This window comes from Nostoc commune NIES-4072, from assembly GCF_003113895.1.
GTDB lineage: Bacteria > Cyanobacteriota > Cyanobacteriia > Cyanobacteriales > Nostocaceae > Nostoc > Nostoc commune.
The window spans coordinates 1451221-1469054 of sequence record NZ_BDUD01000001.1; the positions used below are offsets into that span (position 1 = coordinate 1451221).

At 41.0% G+C, this 17834-nt stretch carries 11 protein-coding genes and 2 tRNA genes; 7 read left to right on the forward strand and 6 right to left on the reverse strand.

All coding sequences use genetic code 11. The features are described 5' to 3' along the window. Window positions 1-2: 2 nt before the first annotated feature. The 3 genes from CDC33_RS06495 to CDC33_RS06510 all read right to left on the reverse strand — a co-directional run bounded on the left by CDC33_RS06495 (window position 3) and on the right by CDC33_RS06510 (window position 7929). The gene (locus tag CDC33_RS06495; RefSeq protein ID WP_244919155.1) at window positions 3-2432 is read right to left on the reverse strand and encodes a tubulin-like doman-containing protein; all 2430 of its coding nucleotides are present in this window, start codon (window positions 2430-2432) and stop codon (window positions 3-5) included. Between the two features lie 19 nt (window positions 2433-2451). After that, window positions 2452-4137, reverse strand: a complete 1686-nt coding sequence (locus CDC33_RS06500; RefSeq protein ID WP_109007792.1) for a VWA domain-containing protein — start codon at window positions 4135-4137, stop codon at window positions 2452-2454. An 870-nt stretch (window positions 4138-5007) separates the two neighbouring features. Beyond that, window positions 5008-7929, reverse strand: coding sequence for a GAF domain-containing protein (locus CDC33_RS06510; RefSeq protein WP_109007794.1), 2922 nt, complete (start codon window positions 7927-7929; stop codon window positions 5008-5010). A 358-nt stretch (window positions 7930-8287) separates the two neighbouring features. Here CDC33_RS06510 and CDC33_RS06515 point away from each other — a divergent pair, with 358 nt between their 5' ends. Both CDC33_RS06515 and CDC33_RS06520 read left to right on the forward strand, forming a co-directional pair. Then, window positions 8288-9013, forward strand: a complete 726-nt coding sequence (locus CDC33_RS06515; protein WP_109007795.1) for a PEP-CTERM sorting domain-containing protein — start codon at window positions 8288-8290, stop codon at window positions 9011-9013. Between the two features lie 283 nt (window positions 9014-9296). Continuing rightward, window positions 9297-10430 carry a quinone-dependent dihydroorotate dehydrogenase gene (locus tag CDC33_RS06520; RefSeq protein ID WP_109007796.1) on the forward strand — a complete coding sequence of 378 codons (1134 nt, stop codon included), beginning with the start codon at window positions 9297-9299 and terminating at the stop codon, window positions 10428-10430. 19 nt (window positions 10431-10449) lie between these two features. Here CDC33_RS06520 and CDC33_RS06525 read toward each other — a convergent pair whose 3' ends face one another. Further along, complete coding sequence (locus CDC33_RS06525) at window positions 10450-11199, reverse strand: hypothetical protein (RefSeq protein WP_109007797.1); 750 nt, start codon at window positions 11197-11199, stop codon at window positions 10450-10452. Between the two features lie 293 nt (window positions 11200-11492). On the opposite strand from CDC33_RS06525, the gene CDC33_RS38380 reads away from it, so the two are divergent. The 3 genes from CDC33_RS38380 to CDC33_RS06530 all read left to right on the forward strand — a co-directional run bounded on the left by CDC33_RS38380 (window position 11493) and on the right by CDC33_RS06530 (window position 13492). Further along, window positions 11493-11622, forward strand: a tRNA-OTHER gene (locus tag CDC33_RS38380). 107 nt (window positions 11623-11729) lie between these two features. Continuing rightward, window positions 11730-11853: transfer RNA gene (locus tag CDC33_RS38385), tRNA-OTHER, on the forward strand. Between the two features lie 37 nt (window positions 11854-11890). Then, window positions 11891-13492, forward strand: coding sequence for a TROVE domain-containing protein (locus CDC33_RS06530; RefSeq protein ID WP_109007798.1), 1602 nt, complete (start codon window positions 11891-11893; stop codon window positions 13490-13492). Window positions 13493-13687: 195 nt separating this feature from the next. On the opposite strand, the gene CDC33_RS37725 is transcribed toward CDC33_RS06530, so the two are convergent. Further along, a complete protein-coding gene (locus CDC33_RS37725) occupies window positions 13688-13897 on the reverse strand; it encodes an NACHT C-terminal helical domain 2-containing protein (RefSeq protein ID WP_146195784.1) in 210 nt (69 codons plus the stop codon). Between the two features lie 217 nt (window positions 13898-14114). Here CDC33_RS37725 and CDC33_RS06535 point away from each other — a divergent pair, with 217 nt between their 5' ends. Continuing rightward, the gene (locus CDC33_RS06535) at window positions 14115-14450 is read left to right on the forward strand and encodes a hypothetical protein (RefSeq protein WP_109007799.1); all 336 of its coding nucleotides are present in this window, start codon (window positions 14115-14117) and stop codon (window positions 14448-14450) included. A gap of 103 nt (window positions 14451-14553) precedes the next feature. On the opposite strand, the gene CDC33_RS06540 is transcribed toward CDC33_RS06535, so the two are convergent. Beyond that, window positions 14554-15405, reverse strand: coding sequence for a peptidoglycan-binding domain-containing protein (locus CDC33_RS06540; protein WP_109007800.1), 852 nt, complete (start codon window positions 15403-15405; stop codon window positions 14554-14556). Between the two features lie 233 nt (window positions 15406-15638). On the opposite strand from CDC33_RS06540, the gene CDC33_RS06545 reads away from it, so the two are divergent. Beyond that, window positions 15639-17534, forward strand: a complete 1896-nt coding sequence (locus tag CDC33_RS06545) for a tetratricopeptide repeat protein (protein WP_109007801.1) — start codon at window positions 15639-15641, stop codon at window positions 17532-17534. Window positions 17535-17834: the final 300 nt, after the last annotated feature.

Genomic DNA, 17834 nt, shown 5'->3' on the forward strand with positions numbered 1-17834 from the left:
GGCTAAATAATCACATCTAAATCTTCCAGGTAAGCTTCAATTTCCTGGATTTCCATTTCTACCTGTTCTTGAATTTGGGCATCAACCTTGCCTCCCTTTAAAACCTGATTGAGGTGATTGATGTAATTTTGCAAAGTAGATTTGGCTTTGTCTTGGTCTTCGTGGGTAATCCGCTCAACTTTGTCAGCAATTTCCTTAACTAGAGGCAAGTTACTTTTGAAAGCTTTAAATGCTGACTTGCGATCGCTTCCCAATGGCAAAACTCCGCCCTCTAATCTTTTCGCTTGTTCTGTAGAAACGAAATATTTCTTACCTTGATTGACAATTAATTTGTATGGATCGGGTGCTAACGCTAATGCAAACCAACGCAATACTCCACCGTCATCTTCTGGAGGGATTAAATTAGCTAAGTTTGTCCAATTGCGATGTAAGTGTTTGAAGACTTTATTCGGATCTAGGTAAGCTGACTCCATATCCTTCATTCCGTTGAAGGCAAATAAGGGAACACCAATTTCTACTCGAAACAGCATTACTTTATGGGGTTCACCTGTTGGTACAAAAGAAGGATTATTATTTCCTTTAGGCAAACGATTAGAAAGAGGCGGATCGCTAAAAATTGTGTTGTTGCTCTCTACTCCGTAGTAATAAAATTCTGTGATTACGTGCTGCTGTTGAACGGGAATTTCCGTTTCTTCATATTGCCAAAGAGGAACTGCAAGTTTGCCAAGTTGTTGCAAATCTTGCCCCGCATCTTCGGGATTGCTATCTGCTAAAACCTGCTCAACAGTCATACTGGTAAGAGGATAGTAAGCTTCATCGACAAATTTCAGGATTTCGTTCTTGACATCTTCAGCTTTTTTCTCAGACCAATTCGTTAAAGTTTGAGACTGTTCTCGATGCCAACGGATAAAATCTTCGCCAGTAACTTTGGGGCGTTTCGATTGCAGATTGATGCGCCCAATTGTGTGAATAAAAGGATTATCGTTACTTCCTTGACGGTTGACCTCGTGATAACTTTGTTCTAAATCTCGGTAAACTTTATCTAAGTTGCTGTGTAGACGCTGGCACTTTTCCTGGATTTGCTCTACCTTAGCCCGGAGTACACCATAGAGTTCAGCCGCTTTATCACACCGTTTCCAATGTAAATAAGTTTTCCACTTTTGGTCAGCCCGTTCTTTGTATCTCTGACAAGCTGCTTGGATCGTGTTTTTATTTGGGAACCAAGTTTCTGCGGCTTCTTTTATTTTTTCTTCTTGAGCTTCTAATTTCAAAGCATTGAAACTGGATTGTGCCTCTTGCGATTTTTGCTGCACACTTTGCTGTAATTCGTCTAATTTTTGGGAAAGTTTGCTCAAAAATTCCAAAACATAAGCTAATCCATTGGGACGATTAAGACCACGTTCCCAGAAAGTTGCGATCGCACCAGATGCAGTCTGCTCTAAGCGATAAAAACTCAATCCCAGTTCTTGAGCCGTCCGTTGTTCAAATTGATCTAACTGCCGTTTGTAGAGTTCTTTGATTGTCGGTAAAGCTGTACGATCCTGACGGATTTCGCCAATTCTAAATTCGGGTTTCATCTGTCCGCCGCGATCGCTTTCAGTCAACGCATTCAGGAGAGTAGTCGCTTCTGCTAATTTGCAATCTTCTAAAAACCGGGTGATATCGCTTTCTAAATTCAGTGTTGCGGTAGATGCCATCAACTCATTCTTCAGCAAGCTTTGAGCATCTTCTAATTTCATCCGCTCGTATTGCTGTACTGGCAGAGTTAGGGTAGCAAAGCCGAAACTACAATAATTGATATTGCGTCCTCGAACTTTTTCACCAGCTGCCAGATAAGCCCGAATATTATCAGCAACGTTAGCAGCGTCTAAACCGATTTGAGAACCAATCTGGATGTACAAGCCATCTGCAACTAAATTTTGTAAATCATCTGGACGACCGACTACAGTTCCATTTTTGTTAACCCCGTCAATTAAAAATACAGCATCAAAGGGAGGGCGATCGGCTTTGATTTTTTTGATCCCATAATCAATCTCAATACTATTAGATGGTGACAATCCCCAAAAGTGTTCAATTTCCTTGAGAGCGCCATAGGCATTAGACTTTACCAAGTGAGTTTGGGGAATATTGGCAAACACTCTGGGTAAAACAAATACCCCTGTAATATTAGAAAAATTATTGAGATGTTGCCGTGTTAAAAAAGCCGTATCTAAGAATGTGCCACTGCCCGTTCCACCAGCCAAACTGCCAACAATAAAAACTTCAACACCATCCCGACTGGAAACTTGAAAGTTATCTGAAAATGCTTGTTTACTAGTGCGAATTTCGCGGACAGCATTGATTGCTTGAGCAATTAAAGCATCAATATCGCCTACTCTGGCAAATAAGGCGAGCCGTCCCCGGGCCCGAATTTGTCCGGCACCACCAATCAAGGCATTTGCTGGAATGTCCCTAGGCCAACCGCCAAACTGTGACTAACTCGGCATCAGAATTTGTCGCAGCGATAGCTGGTATCAAATCACTCAGGCATACTCTACCCTTCTGTAGGTGAGTGAGACTAATCTCTTCGTCTTCCGATGATTGTGGCAGTGGTTCTAGCACTACCAACGCTCCTTCTAAGCGGTTGCGGTTGCGGAAATCTTCGACTAATTCCAAAGGAGTTTTGCGTTGAATCAAACAAACTACTATCAGGGTAATTAACAATATCAACAGCAGTAAGAGCAACCAAATAACTATTTTTCGCCACAGTGGCATCAAAATATACAGATGAGCTTCTGCATTGACAGGATTAGCGATAGAGTTATCTGGGGTTAGGACTAGGGTGAAAGTGCGATCGCCTGCAAAGCTGCTATCCCTAACCTGCAATTGCACAGGAATTTTAGTTTCTCCTGGTTGTAAGGATATCGCTGCTGAAGGTTCTGCCATAGAAACGTCTTTGGAATTGCCTTGCAGTTGTAAGCTAGCTGTTCCAGATATATTGGTGCGAAGTACCAAAGTTTGGGTTTCAGTGGTTTTACCTGCTTCTATTGAGCCAAAATCTATCTTTGTAGGTTGTATTTGTAGTTTTGACTGAATGGTTACAGGTAGGTCGATTTTAATTGGTGCGTAGACGCCTTGCGGCTTGTCGCCAGACATCGCTTGATCTGCACTTATCAACACCAAGCGCAAGTTATTAGCACCCGCCTTTGCCTCCGGTGGTATCTGTAAACGCACGGGAATGGTTGTTGCTTGATTAGCAGCTAAGTTGATGGTGCGATCGGGTGAAATTAAGCGAATACCACTTTGCTGAGGGTCTTCTAATTGCAAACTTACCTTAGCATTGACATTACTAATACCATTAATATTGAATGGTTCAGTAGTTGCTCCCGGTGATACTGGCCCTAAATTGGTAGTGGGTAAATTAACATCAAGTTTGGGTTTAATAAGCGCTGGTCGAATATTTTGAGCCAGTTGGTTTAGCTGAACTCCTCCAGGATCTCGCAATACTTGCCCCTTGCCACAAAGCGCTGGATTGCTAGCAAAGTCATTCAGTTGCTTTTCGTGTTCTTTTAATCCTAAAGACACAAAAAATATATAGGGCTTGCATTGTTGCTCACGCAAAAATTGGGTATTGCTAGGAATAGAAACAGGATTAGGAATACCGCGCACATCTTCTAATCCATCTGTCAAAAATACGATGCTAACAGTACGACCAAGAGCGTCAGCACGTTTATTTAACAGGGCAGAATGTTCTAAAGCCTTTTGCACAGCTTTACCTGTATAAGTACGTATACCCTCAGCTTGAAGCGAGCTAATTATTTGCTTGAGTTTACCTCTGTCTGGATTACTATTAATAGTGATATCATTGGCGTTTAGGGTGACATCTTTATCAAAACTGTAAATAGTAACTGTATCGCCTAACCTGGCTGTATTAACAAATTCAGTAATAGAATTTTTTACTGGCTCAAAAATGTTTTTTGTTCCGCCAGCACCACGCATGGAAGCAGAAGTATCTACGACTATAATCCAGTCAATTCCACCTTTAGGAGTAGTCTGAGCAGATGCACTATATAAGTTAGGAATTGATATTATAGCCAGAGAAATAATGCTTTGGATTGAACTAAATTTCAACCAATGCTTGAAGTGTCTAAAACTCATTGATAGATTTCTCCAGACATATAATTTTTATATTGTTCTTCCTCAAATCGGTATATTAAAGGTTGATATTTAATTTTATTGATGATTTCAAAGATATTTTTATAAAATCTATATATTTTTCTTCGCAGTAAGTTAATAATCCATACACTAGCAGTTATCGTTTGATGTACTGATACCATATTCTTGCTTAACAGAGATATATAGGATAAATCGGCTATTTGTATTCCAAAAATGGTATACAAATTTGATTAGTTATTCAATTAAATTTGTAATCAGAAAAGATATTTTATTTTAGTTATTAATGCCTTGGCTAAATATTGCGATAATATTTAAATCTCCAAACAGGCACTAATAACAATTGGTAATTGCTTCTGCTCTAATCAAATTTTTAGATAGACTCTATATAAAAAATTTACAAACTTTAACTGGATAATTGCTTTTTTATGAATTAAAAAAGAGGAATAGTGTTGATCGGCGTTTTATCAAGTTATATGTTAACTAGTATTTTTAAAAATGTCACGTTTTTTTTGAGACATTCAAATTATCAAAAGCTACTAGTTCAACTCTTGATTTAGCCAGTAAATATATACAAAATAGTTGAGATAATTGCCAAGATAATTTTATATTTCCGTTTAATTAACCTTGACAGTGACAAGCATCAATTGTTAACGCTTGTAGTTATAGTAGTTCCCAAACAATTAACCATAGTGAAATAATACATAAGTACTACTTTATACTGCGGAAAGCTAACCATATCTGTGTTTAAATTTAAACTAAATACAGCATTTCATTTGTAGCGAATTCTCCGCGCCCCTCTGCGTTTAAACTTTAACCCTTGATTCGTCACGATTTTATACAAAGCTGCCTGCGCTAAGAATTATGATCAACTAAGGTCAACAACAAGCGACTAACCACCCGATTATCTGGTAATTGATAGAAATTCAACTCTCCTCCTAGTACCTGCATCAGGTTTTGGCAGATTAGCAAATGTAAACCTGGTGGTTGGTCAAGTTTGGAAGGAGCAAGCACATCTTTGGGTCTATTATCATGTAACTCTGTGAGTAGCTGTGGTTTGATCGCACCGTTATATGTAATCGACAGTTCTAGAGATGTCTGATGTTCAGTCGCTCCACTTTCATAAGAATGCTTTGAATCTGAAGATTTTGACGGATCTAAACGACGACACCAAATATCAATTCTGCCGCCGCTTTGAGAATAGTTACAGGCATTGATCAATAACTCATGGATAACTAACTCAATTTTGACAATATCACCTGCGATCGCCATTGCGGATTGAGCGCTGGAGGTAGGAATACCTCTAGCGAGTGAAGAATTATTTGGCGATTGTTCTTCAATCTGTTGTCCCAAACCATGTACACCAATCCACAGCTTATGCTGTTTAAGTAAATTTTCAATGCGTTCGAGCGATCGCTTTAGTAAACTGGCTATGGGCATAGTTTCCCAACTTACATGGAGCTGCCATTGCTCAAGTTTTAGCATTCCACTCATGGAGGCAGCTGTATGATCTAATTGCCGCAGCAATAATTCGTAGCGCATCTGAGTCAGTTCATTAGCAGGAATACCCAAAGCATGTATTTGTTTAAGGGATAGCGCTGTTATTCTTTGGATTTCTTCTAAGCGGCGATGTTTGTACCAGTTGAGTTGTCGTAAATCTTCTGTTGTGGATTCTAAAAGTCGGGTAATTAGCTTTTCACGACGCCACCAGGCTAATTGAGAAATCAGAGTTGCAGTTGCACTGAGGTTTTGTTCAGACCAGTGACGCTCTTGATAATCTGCTAATAACACTACACCCGTAATTTCATAATCAGTATTGGTACGTAATGCCATTACCAAAATTTGACCTTTGTCTGGAGTATTCAACCATTTTCGAGTTTTGGGAGGTAAATTATCTACGTTCAAAGTCAGATAACTCTCTGTGGCAAGTGCCCACTGAATTAGTGCCTCAGTCTGGATAGGAATAGATGCATCGGAAAAAATCCCAAATAGGCTATTGTCAACCACTCCAGGGATAATTTCTGCCCAACTTTCACCAGGCGACCAGGATAGCAGTACTGCTAAGGGACAACCTAGAATCGATGCTATTTGTTCGAGTGCTGTACGTTCTAAATGTTTTTTACCTACCTCGATTTTGCTATTTTGGGATTGTGTCAGTATGCGTAGGCATTGCTCAAATGCCTGGGAAGTCTTTTGCTGCTGGGTCGTGCGGTTATGTAATTGCCACTGGCGAACAATTACACCAATCTGTTGACTAACGGCCCATACTAATTCTTTTTCTAAAGTTGTCCAAGAATGATAGCTGTCGTGAGTGATGACTAGAAGCGCTGCTGGTATATGATCGTGAGTGCATTTAGAAATAAGTAGCGATCGCACTCCACTTTCTAACAACAAGGGACGCCAATTAAAAAAGCGTAAATCTTCATCTAAATTCTCAATTTCCACCGCTTGAGTTGAACGTTGTAAAAGCTGCCCATCTAACTCTTTGAGAGTATTAAGGGCAAATGCCAACGGTCGGCGATTATAGGGCTGACTTTGGTAAATAAATTGATAATTATTCTGTTCAGGATCATACTGCAATAGCAAAAAGCGCGTAGCAGCTAATCGAGCTAAAACTCTTTTAGCACAGTTGTCTAAAGTTTCCTGAAGGTCATGTTCGCTATAGATACCTTGAGCAACTTGACTAGTCAGTTGGGCATCCTCTTGAATCTGTTTGATAGTGCTTTCCATGCTTTCGGTAGTTGCGACCAGAGAAATTAAGCCAGCAGCACCTTGGACAAAATTTTTGTCTGTCTCCGTCCAGATTCGAGGTTCATTGCTTTCTACCGCCAGAAAACCAAGTAAGTTTTTTTGCCAGATTATCGGAGCTGCCAAGAGCGATCGCACCTTCAAGCGTTGCAGCAATTTTGCCGTAAAATGACTCTTTAAAGAACTGCGGGCATCACCAATCGAAACAATTTGGTTAACTGTCAAAGCATAATAAAAGTCGCTCAACTCCTGCACAGTCATTCCCGCCGCTTGCTGACTGCTAGAATTACGATCAATTTTCACCAGTTGATTGCTCATCCGACACCAAAAGTAGCGCCCCTCTCGCTCAAACCAGTAAACATTTGTCCGGTTGGGAGAGACAAATTTATGAGTTGCTTGCACCGTAGCTTCAAGTCTTTGATTAAGGTTACTAAGGGTGCGTAAATTTTCTAGCAATTCTAATAATGGCTCGTCGGTTCGCTTGATTTGCTTTTGCTGCAAATCCATCTCATTTTGATAAACCACTGCCCCCAGTTCGCCTAAAACCATCATCAAACGTGCTTTTGCTTCCCCTGCCAGTAAATAGCCCCAGCGTTCTGAACCCAGTAACAGCACACCTAAACAACGGTCTTTATAACAAATTGGTAAAATGATCGTTCCTTTAATATGGAATTTTTCAGCAATTTTTTGCCATTCAGCAGCGCGAATTTCAGTTTGCAAATCAGCTATGCCTAAGGGACGCTGTTCAATCACCGCTTGCTCTAATAAATCCCCAGGACTGAGAACAACCCTTTGGCGTAAAAAGCTCGTGTCACGATCGGGTGTGATGCCACCTTTGCCGAATAATATGTGATTCAGGCGATCGTAAAGAGCAATCCAAATCAGTTTGTAATCAAACTGTTCTTTAAGATAAGAAATAGTAGTTTCAATCAGAACGTCAACATCATCTTCTTCTCTGAGGCTCTGGAGGACGCGCCCTAATGAGAGGATCTGCTGTTCGGCGGCTATAGGTTTTTGCGGCTGCCCCATCTGATTTATTGGTTAACATAACTTGTAATATATAAGATGCCCAGAAAAGTACTCTGAGTAATAAGCGATCGCGCATTTTCCCTAGACGAGACTCTTAAATCAGTAAATAGTAAATATTTGTAACTTTATAAAATCTTTATTTTAAGTAAAGATACTGTAAAAAAAGCTGTAAACCTGCTATGAAGCTTAAATGTATTTAATTTAATAAAAAAACAAATTATACATGATGTTGATATTATGTTGATTTGATAAAAAGCTCAATTAGCGATTGATACTAAGTATTTTTAGCAGTAATATATCTGTGCTGTTCAACGATGTACGTTAGGACAGGCTAAATTTGAGCTTTTTTGGAGAGCAAATGAGTTTTACTTTCATTTCAAATCCTAATTCTCTCAAACTTGGACTAACAGGGATGTTAGGATCAGTTGCTTTATTGTTAACTGGAACAACTTCGGCCCACGCTGTCAATATTACAGCAACCCTGACAGCAGATAACCATTATGGCCTTTACTACGGTCAAGAGGATGGTAGCGGGTTGACATTTGTTGGTAGAAACGAGAAGGGTGAAACTGGCGATCCTGGCCAATATAACTGGTCTTTGCCTGAAACCTTCAATTTCAACGCCAATAACGGAGACTACTTGTACGTCCTAGCTTGGGATGATGGCTTCCCACAAAGCTGGATAGGCGAGTTCAAATTGCCTAGTGGCGTTTCACTCTTATCAAATACCAGCGATTGGGTATACACAATTGGTAGTGGTGCAAATCCAGGTGTGTTTGGTGATGTTCCTTTATTAACAACTGTCGCTAGCGAAATAGGTAGCGCAACTTGGAGTATTCCCCAAGCATCGGCTCCCCAAGGAACTTCTCCTTGGTTTACCATTCCAGGTATATCTTCGCAAGCAAACTTTATATGGCATGACTCGCTCAACGACGACTCTAGTAGCGATCGCAATTATGCTATCTTCAGAACGAAAGTAGCGATTACCTCTGTTCCTGAACCCAGTACTCTTAGTGCCATAGCAGTTGCTGGTGTCATGGGATGGATGATCAAGCGCAAGCAAAAAGCCTCTCAAGCAGAATAAATTCGTCGTTGTTACACAGCTAAAGAACTGTTTTATCCCTGTTTTGTCACTCTCGGTAAACAAGAATGAAAGCCAAACTCTAAGACTTTGATTTTATAAAGGTTTGAGGCTTTATTTATAACAAACTCGAAACTAAAGCCCCGTAAACCTTTGGGCTATTACATTCTCCCAAAGTGACAAAACAAGGATATCTCATACATAGTAATATTCCCATACCCTTACCCGTAAGTAAGGGTATTTTTTATGCAACTATGCCTAAGTGAGTAATTTTTTTGAAAAGCTAATGGATATTTATAAATTTGCCATTCGTCCGCTTTTGTTCAATGTGGTAAAAGCCGATTCAGAGTGGTTACACCAGCAGACGATTCGCAGTTTTAGCTGGCTATCGCAAACCCCTGCTAGTTGGTTAAATCAACGCTTACAAAAATCTTTATGTCTGTACGATTCACGCTTAGAACAAAATTTGTTTGGGCTAAACTTCCCAAATCCGGTAGGGTTAGCAGCTGGTTTCGATAAGGATGGAGTAGCTGCTAACATTTGGTCTAACCTGGGTTTTGGCTTTGCGGAATTAGGAACTGTAACTTTTCACGCACAGCTAGGAAATCCGCGTCCGCGTTTGTTTCGCTTGCCGTTGGACAAAGCTGCTCTCAATCGGATGGGCTTTAATAATCGCGGTGCAGCAGCAATGGCGGCACGTTTGATACAGGAAAAGCAGAAGTTAACCCAGTCAATACCCATAGGGATAAATTTGGGTAAATCTAAGGTAACTCCTCTAGAAGCAGCCGCACAGGATTATCTCGATAGTTTTCGCTACCTCAAGGATTTGGGAGATTATTTTGTTGTTAATGTCTCTTCTCCCAATACACCGGGGTTGCGATCGCTCCAAGATGCTTCTATGCTCAGTTCCATATTGAATTTATTGCAACAAGAAAATACTACACAAAAGCCAATTTTTGTCAAGATAGCGCCAGATTTGGATTGGGTTGCGATCGCTGACATTATTTCTTTGGCTAAAACCTACCAACTAGCAGGAATTATCGCCACTAATACCACCATCAGCCGTGATGGACTTAAAACCCAGGTGATTGACCAAACAGGCAAATCACCCCAGGATGAAGCTGGCGGAATTAGCGGTGAACCATTGCGCGATCGCTCCACTGAGGTAATTCGTTTTATTTGGCAGCAAACCCAAGGACAAATCCCGATTATTGGCGTTGGTGGCATCTTTTCTGCTGAAGATGCTTGGGAGAAAATTACTGCTGGTGCTAGTTTGATCCAGGTTTATACAGGCTGGATTTACGAAGGCCCACTGATGGTTCGCCGGATTTTAGCAGGTTTGCTTGTCCTACTAGAACAAAGCGGCTTAAATTCCATCAACGAAGCTGTAGGTTTACAAACAAGAATTCAAAAATTCTAATTACGAATTACGAATTGTTTTACCCTTCTTCCTCCACTGGGAAAAACTCTTTAGTTTTTTCCGAGTATGTCCAGGCAATACCATCAGGGTCTTTGCTGCGACTCCACTCAGGAAACTCTGGATCGTTTCGCCGTTTATAAACCGTGCTGGAATAGACATTTAGTCGTTTGGCAAGTTCGGATTGAATCAGAGAGCCAAAAATTAACTGTTTTTCCAGGGATTGTTTAGCTGACTCATGGGTTGGCTGTAGTGGTGATTCGGTTTCTAGTTCTTCCTCTTGTGGGGTTGGTGGTGGTGCTAGGAGCAATGGCTGCGCCAACGTCTGCGACGAACGCGCAGTTTTAGTAACTGGTTGAGTAGGAAGTTCTTTAACAGGCTCACTACTATCAAGAATATTACCGAGAATGCTGGCAGTTATAAAGTAATAAGACTGCCCCGCATCTTCGGAGTTGACTATACTAGCGCCAAATTCCGAGGCTTTACTATCCAAGTAGCGTTTTGCCGTCGTTCCAGGAAAATTGCCCCTCATTGCCAAGTCCATTGGCGTAAGTCTGCCTTGATTTTCCCGAACCAACTGATGAAAAATTGGGTTAACTCGATGAGTCCACTGTTGCCATTGATATTCCTGCCAAAGCTTGAAGCCAATTACTAGAACAATTAGCGCCAGTAAAAATCTCCAAGTGGTAACTAGGAAAATAATCAAGAACGAGATGGGCAAAAGTAGAACGAGAAAAGCCTTGCCGTTATCTTCTATGGGTTTCTCACTCATGCCGATTTTTGCCAAGTGAATTTTGGGAAATAATATTATATATCTTGGCAAAAATTGAGACACTTTTTTGTATCTTTTGGCAAAGTTGTGGCAAATTTGTCGGCAAAACCTTTACTCAGTAGATGTCATACCCTTATCGACCTCCTACTTGTTAGCGATCGCACAAAAGTTTTTACTAGCGAAAACAAGAGAGTTTTTCACTCAACCAAGAACTCATAAATTAACTTGCCAACCCCTTGACAACGCATAATACATATACTACATTAGTAATACAAGCTAATTTTACTTGATATGTGGTGGGTAGCTCAGTGGTTAGAGCGCCTAAACATCCTTATTCAGCCCTTGCCTGAAAAGGCCGACGAATCAAGGGTTATCGCCTGTTAAGCGGGAGGTCGCGGGTTCAATTCCCGCTCCACTACACCAAATTAAGTACTGAATGCTGAGTAGAAACTCAAGAGTGAGAAGTTTTAAATATTTAACTCCAAACTCCAACCTCCTAACTCCTAACTCCTAACTCCTAACTTTTTACGTGGCGGGTAGCTCAGAGGTAGAGCGCTAAAAACATCCTTATTCACCCCTTGCCTGAAAAGGCCGACGAATTAGGGTTATCGAATTGGGTTCGAGAGGTCGCGGGTTCAAATCCCGCTCCGCCACCTTTCTTTTTTGCCTGCAAGGGCCGGGAGATGAAGTCATGAATTACAATTTTTTCACGAAAAATAAGACTACAACACCCCAAAATCAACCTATCCCCGGACGAGAAGCCGAAATGGTTCAGGGACGTTCCGGCGGCTGGATGTTTGATGCTGGCATTTGGAAAATGCTGCGCCGTTGTCTTTTAGTTGGCACAGCAAAAAGCACTTACTACGCTGGCAAACAGGAATTAACTGAAGATTTTGTGACAGTTGTAAGACTTGCTGTTGCCGAAAATCCCGGCCGTGTAGCAGAAGAAATTATCTATGCTAGCGATGGACGCGCCATCAATAACAGTGCGCCTATCTTGGCTTTAGTGTTGCTGTCGATGGGTGAAGCACCAGAAGCAAAACAGACATTTGGTGAAATCTTTCCACAAATTGTCCGCACTGGTAGCCACTTCTACGAATGGTTGAACTACACCAAATCTCTGCGGGGATTTGGCAAAGTAGTGCGGGAAGCTGGTAAAACTTGGCTCTCAAGGGAAGATGTCAAGGGTTTAGCTTATCAACTGTTGAAATATCAACAGCGTCAAGGCTTCTCCCACCGAGATGCGTTGCGGTTGTTCCATGTCAAACCGCCTACAGAAAATCACCGTCAACTATTTGAGTGGGTAGTTAGAGGCTGGGAAGAATTGCCAGCAGATATCCCCTCAGAGGCATTGGCGCAGATTTGGTGGTATGAGTGGCTCAAGCGGAATCCCACCCAAACCCATGAAGCTATTTCCCAAGGACGCTTAACCCACGAAATGGCTGCACCTGTGGGCAAAATGGACAAGCTTGCTTGGCAGCTGCTATTTCAGGAAATGCCAATAGGTGCAATGTTACGTAACTTGGGTTCTTTAACTGAACTGGGTGTGTTGCGAGCTGATGAAAACGCTAATTTGCAGCAAGTGGAAGCAGTTCTTAATCGTAGAGAACATCTGCGTAAAGGTCGCATCCATCCGATTGATGTTTTGAAAGCACTCAAAACATATCAATGTGGTGGAACATTAGGACGCAGTAAGAAAACTTGGAACCCAGTTCCTCGGATTGTGGACATTTTAGAAAAGGCGGTTGAACTGTCTTTTGATGTTGTGCAACCCACAGGTAAAGTATTCATGCACGCCGTGGATGTTTCTGGTTCTATGGGTAGCTTAGTTGCAGATATGGGACTAACTTGTTGTGAAATTGCCACCACAATGGCACTGGTAACAGCAAAAGCAGAGAAAAACTACATGATTCGCGGCTTTGCTACGGAATTCCGGGAATTGGGTATCACCGCCAAAGATAGTTTTAGTTCTGCGGTTCGCAAAGCTAGCAACCAAAACTTCGGTGGAACGGATGCATCTGTAGCTTACGACTGGATGATTAAGAATAAGTTTAAAGCAGATGTAGTCTGCTTTTGGACTGATTCAGAAAGCTGGGCTGGGTATAAGCATCCAAGTCAAGCGCTGAAGGAGTACCGCAAAAAGGTAAACCCTAACGTTAAGGCGGTGTATGTCACCTTAACACCTTACCAAATTACTTTGGTAGATCCTGAAGATTCGCTGTCTTGGGATTTGGCAGGGTTCGACCCAGGTACACCTCGAATCATTCAGATGCTAGCTACGGGTGAATTGTAGATATTCCTGAAGGGTAAAGGATGAAACACTTTATCCTTCATACTTCATGGCGGGTTATCCTTGTTCGCAACTTGCCTTTCGGGGCCGATGAATTTAGGATTATCGGTTACGTCTCCACCATTGTGGGGATTAGCGGGTTCAATCCCCGCACCCGCCTTTGTTATGATTTTATCCTTACGCAAAGAAGAAGGCGATTTAATTTTTGAATGGTCGTTTTTCTATTTCAGCGATGGGTAAGAGTAGGGTGTCTTCGATGTGCGATCGGACTTCAGGAGATACATTAGAAGTAGCGTTATTTAGGCAATCGACAAGTAATCTATTACCATCTCTATACTGCTTTAGTAGCAGCTTTATTTGCTCAGGACTTAACTGCCAATTGTGAAAAATTTCACAATATTTCATCATGATTAGGACTTACGCACACTCTACGAATTCTCGGCGCTCTTGGCGTCTTGGCGGTTCGAGAAATTAAGCTTTTTAGCAATTTTTGCGTAAGTCCTAGATTAAAGAACACCTGCAAGGTTACTCACCCAAACCTGACAGCAGCCTGATTCAGCCTTACTGGGATAGCGTTCAATCTGTCCTAAACCAACTTAGCGATGTTCAACTGGTTGAGCAAGTTGTGCCTAACTATCAGGAACTTTACGCCGGAAAAGTTGATTTAGTTGCTCGTTATCAAGGTGTTCCACATGTAATTGAATGGACGACAGCCGAAGAACCAAAACTGAGATTTGATAAGCTTTATGACAAGCCTTTACAAGTAGCTGCTTATAGTGGTGCAATTAACCGATATTGTAGCGATCGCCTTTTTAACTGCAAAATTAACCATGCTCTCATTGTTGTAGCCTTGCCAGGTGAAGAAGCAGAAATTTTTGAATTTGATCGTGCAACGCTAATTCATGTCTGGCATCAATGGCTGAATCGGCTGAATTTTTTCTTCAGTGCAGTTGCAGCATAGAAGTGCGATCGCATATCCACCCGAACTAAGCGATCGCAATTCTTTACAAGCACAACCCAAAATAAAATAGCGATCGCTCATAATTTATTCAACTATCGAATGCTTAATTAAACAATGTCCCCAGGAAATTGATAATTGGTTTCCAAAAGATACCAGTCAACACATAAGGAGCGTATTGTAAAAGCGGTAAGCTTGACTGCTTCGACGACTTTATCGGTAAACACTCCAAGAGAAAAGGCACTATACAGGTAAGCCCATAAGCAGTTGCTAAAGCTGTATTCCATTCAGGATCATCTCCTGGTATAGGGCTATAATAAATACCCAACATAATGAAAGAGATCATTAAAAACTGCTCCCATAAAAACCAGGACTGTGGTGGTAGAAAATAAATTAACTGGAGAAAGCTTTTGTTGTCTATTTTTTGTCGCATTCCCAAAAGGACAGCCCAAGTTGCAGCCCCAACGATGCCATCATCTTTCAGTCCATAAGTTCTTTGAAAGCGTTTAACGCCTCTTTCAGTTTCACGACTAAAATACCCGTCAGGTTCTTTTTTGAAAAACCCTTCTTCATTAAGAATAATTTGCAGTTCCTTAACTGCATCCTGTAATTTTGGAGACATACTTTTTTGATTGCGGTAAAGCTTTGGGTAGAAAAGGCAAGACCAACTCAGTGGCCCAACTATTCCATCTACATGAAGATTATTGGCTTTTTGAAATTTGATTACAGCCTCTTCTGTTTCTAAGTCAAATTTACCACTAATACTTGACAGAAAACCCTGAGCTTGAAGTCTCTCTTGCAGTTCATTGATTGATTCCTGTGCAGAGTTTGGTGAAAAGCCTCGGTATAATATAGGACGTTTATTGAATACACAGACTTGTTTTTCGTCTGGAAAATAACGTCGGGATTGTTTTAGTCCAAACAAGAGGTTTAGAAAGCTAAGTGTTTTATTTGTCATAATTTTATCGAGTAATTTTTGAAAAAATCATTTGACAAAGTTTTAGAGCTTAGAAATCGGTATGACCGCTAGCCTCTACTTAGTAGAGACAAAAATAAACTTATAAATTAGCTTACTGGTTAAATTGAAGACAAGAATTAACACTGTTAAAAAAATGTTATTAAATTGTTAAACTTTTGTTTGTTAAAATGTTGCCAATGTCACATTGATGACGAATTTATTAGGTGATATTTATGCCAAATCAGTCAGAAGGTTGGAATTTACCTAAAAGTTGGAATCGCAGGATTTTGCAGGACTGGGAGATAGACCGACTACTGACTAATTTGGAGGTTACGCTTCAAAAGCGTTACAGACAAAGTACCAGGAAAGACCTGTTACTTGGGTTACTCTGTGGGTACAGCTTGAAAAAGATTGGTCAAGATTTGCACAAAGAAAATGGTGTTGTCAGAGCAGGGTTAACCAATATCTATCGGGATATCGAAGCTTTGACAGGAGAAGCAAATAAAAGCGTCAAGTCAAGTAATCTTGCCTATGTTTTGGAAAAGCATGGTTATCGTAGAGGATCTGTTGTATCTGCTATCCAACGCCGTGATATCCCCCACAATCTGCCAGCACCGACTTACACCCAGTTTATTGGTCGGGAGGCAGATATGAAAAAGCTATTAGAACGTCTTTCGTCGGTGCATGGCGCTCACATGATCACAGTACATGGCATTGGTGGCGTAGGTAAAACGGCACTGGTGTTAGCAGCTGCTTACCTGTGCTTAAAAGCTAGTAACGAAAACTCTTCTGAAGCACCCAAATTTGATGCGATTATTTTTACTTCAGCCAAACAACAAGAACTTATTCCCACTAATAGTATATTGTGGCGGCAACAGGGACAGCGTAATCTACGCGATATCTTTCGAGAAATTGCTAATGCTTTAAACGACCCGACAATTCTTCAATCTCCTCCCAATGACCAATTTGATCGTGTACGCCAAATTCTCTCAAAACGGAGAACACTGTTGATTGTGGACAATATGGAGACTATAGAGGATAGGGATGAGGTTATTGAATTTTTATATAATCTACCCATTTGCATCAAAGTAATAATTACTAGCCGCGAACAAATTGCCTTGCTGCCAATCCGTCTGCGAAACTTACCACCAGATGATGGTTTGCAGTTGATTCGACAACAAGCTGAAGAAAAAGGTATAAGCATCAACGATGAAGACTCGAAGCAACTATACGATCGCACAGGCGGAATCCCTTTGGCGATCGTATATTCAATTGGTCAATTATCCAGTGGCTACTCCTTAAACCTACGGGCAGTACTTTATTGGTGTAAAGACCAAGACCGCTATGAAGCAGTTAGAGATTTATGGATGCTCTTGATCCACTATGCAAATGTCTATGCCTATTGGGACGATCGCTTAGATTGGCTGCAATGGCTCATAGAACAATCAGAACGGCGTGGTGAATGGTCTTCTTTCGTAAAAATCATTGTCCGCAAAAGCTGGCTACTAATTCGAGAGTGTTCATCTGTGAGTCTCAAAGAAGCAGATAAAATTTTGCGGCGGACGTGGATTTTACGCGATCATGCAGATTTATGTGTTCAGGCTGACTTAGCCGAAAGTATGGCTAGGCTACAAATTAGACAAAAGGATTATCAAGATGCCCGCCACTGGCTAACGGTAGAAGAAAAATTGGTGATCGAGGCGAATCTAGAGGAACGACAGCACATCCGCTATTTTATTCCCGTTCTTTACCATCGGGCTGAAATCCTTTATTTAGAAGGAGAATATTCTTTGGCAAAGAAGCTTTTCCAAGATGTGATGCAAAGTGCAGAAAAAATTAGTTGGCATCGAGTAATCAATTCTGCTAGAAATTGGCTAGCTGATATTGCTATCGAACAAGGCGATCGCAATGAAGCTGAAAAGCTATTAATTCAAGGTTTCACTGTCGCTGAAATGACCCACAATAAGCGGCGTTTAGCTCGCTATCAGCGTTCTCTTGCCCGTTGGGAGAAAAAGTGGGGAAGTGCAGAGAAAGCCTACCAATTGTCAATTAAGGCTATTGATGGTTTTAAGCTCTTAGGAATGACACGGGATGCACAAGAGATGCAAATTTTCCTTGATTCTCCATAATTATCGATAGGTTAAGATGCGATGCCCACCCTACAAGATGGGATAATTTATTTTTGGGAAATCCTAAAAGTGCGATCGCATACTCACCAAATCTAGCCAAGATGCTTTTTTACAACATAATGTAATATAATTTAGCATTATTCGCGCGATCGCTGTTCCTTTTGGATGTAATTGCTATTAATGTGCCAATCTGCTAGATATCAGCCTGGTTTCATCCCAAATTGTCCACCCAAAGACAGTAGATTAAGTTTTGTGTGAATCACTATAAGGTATGAAATAGCTCTGCTTTCCAAAAAGTGA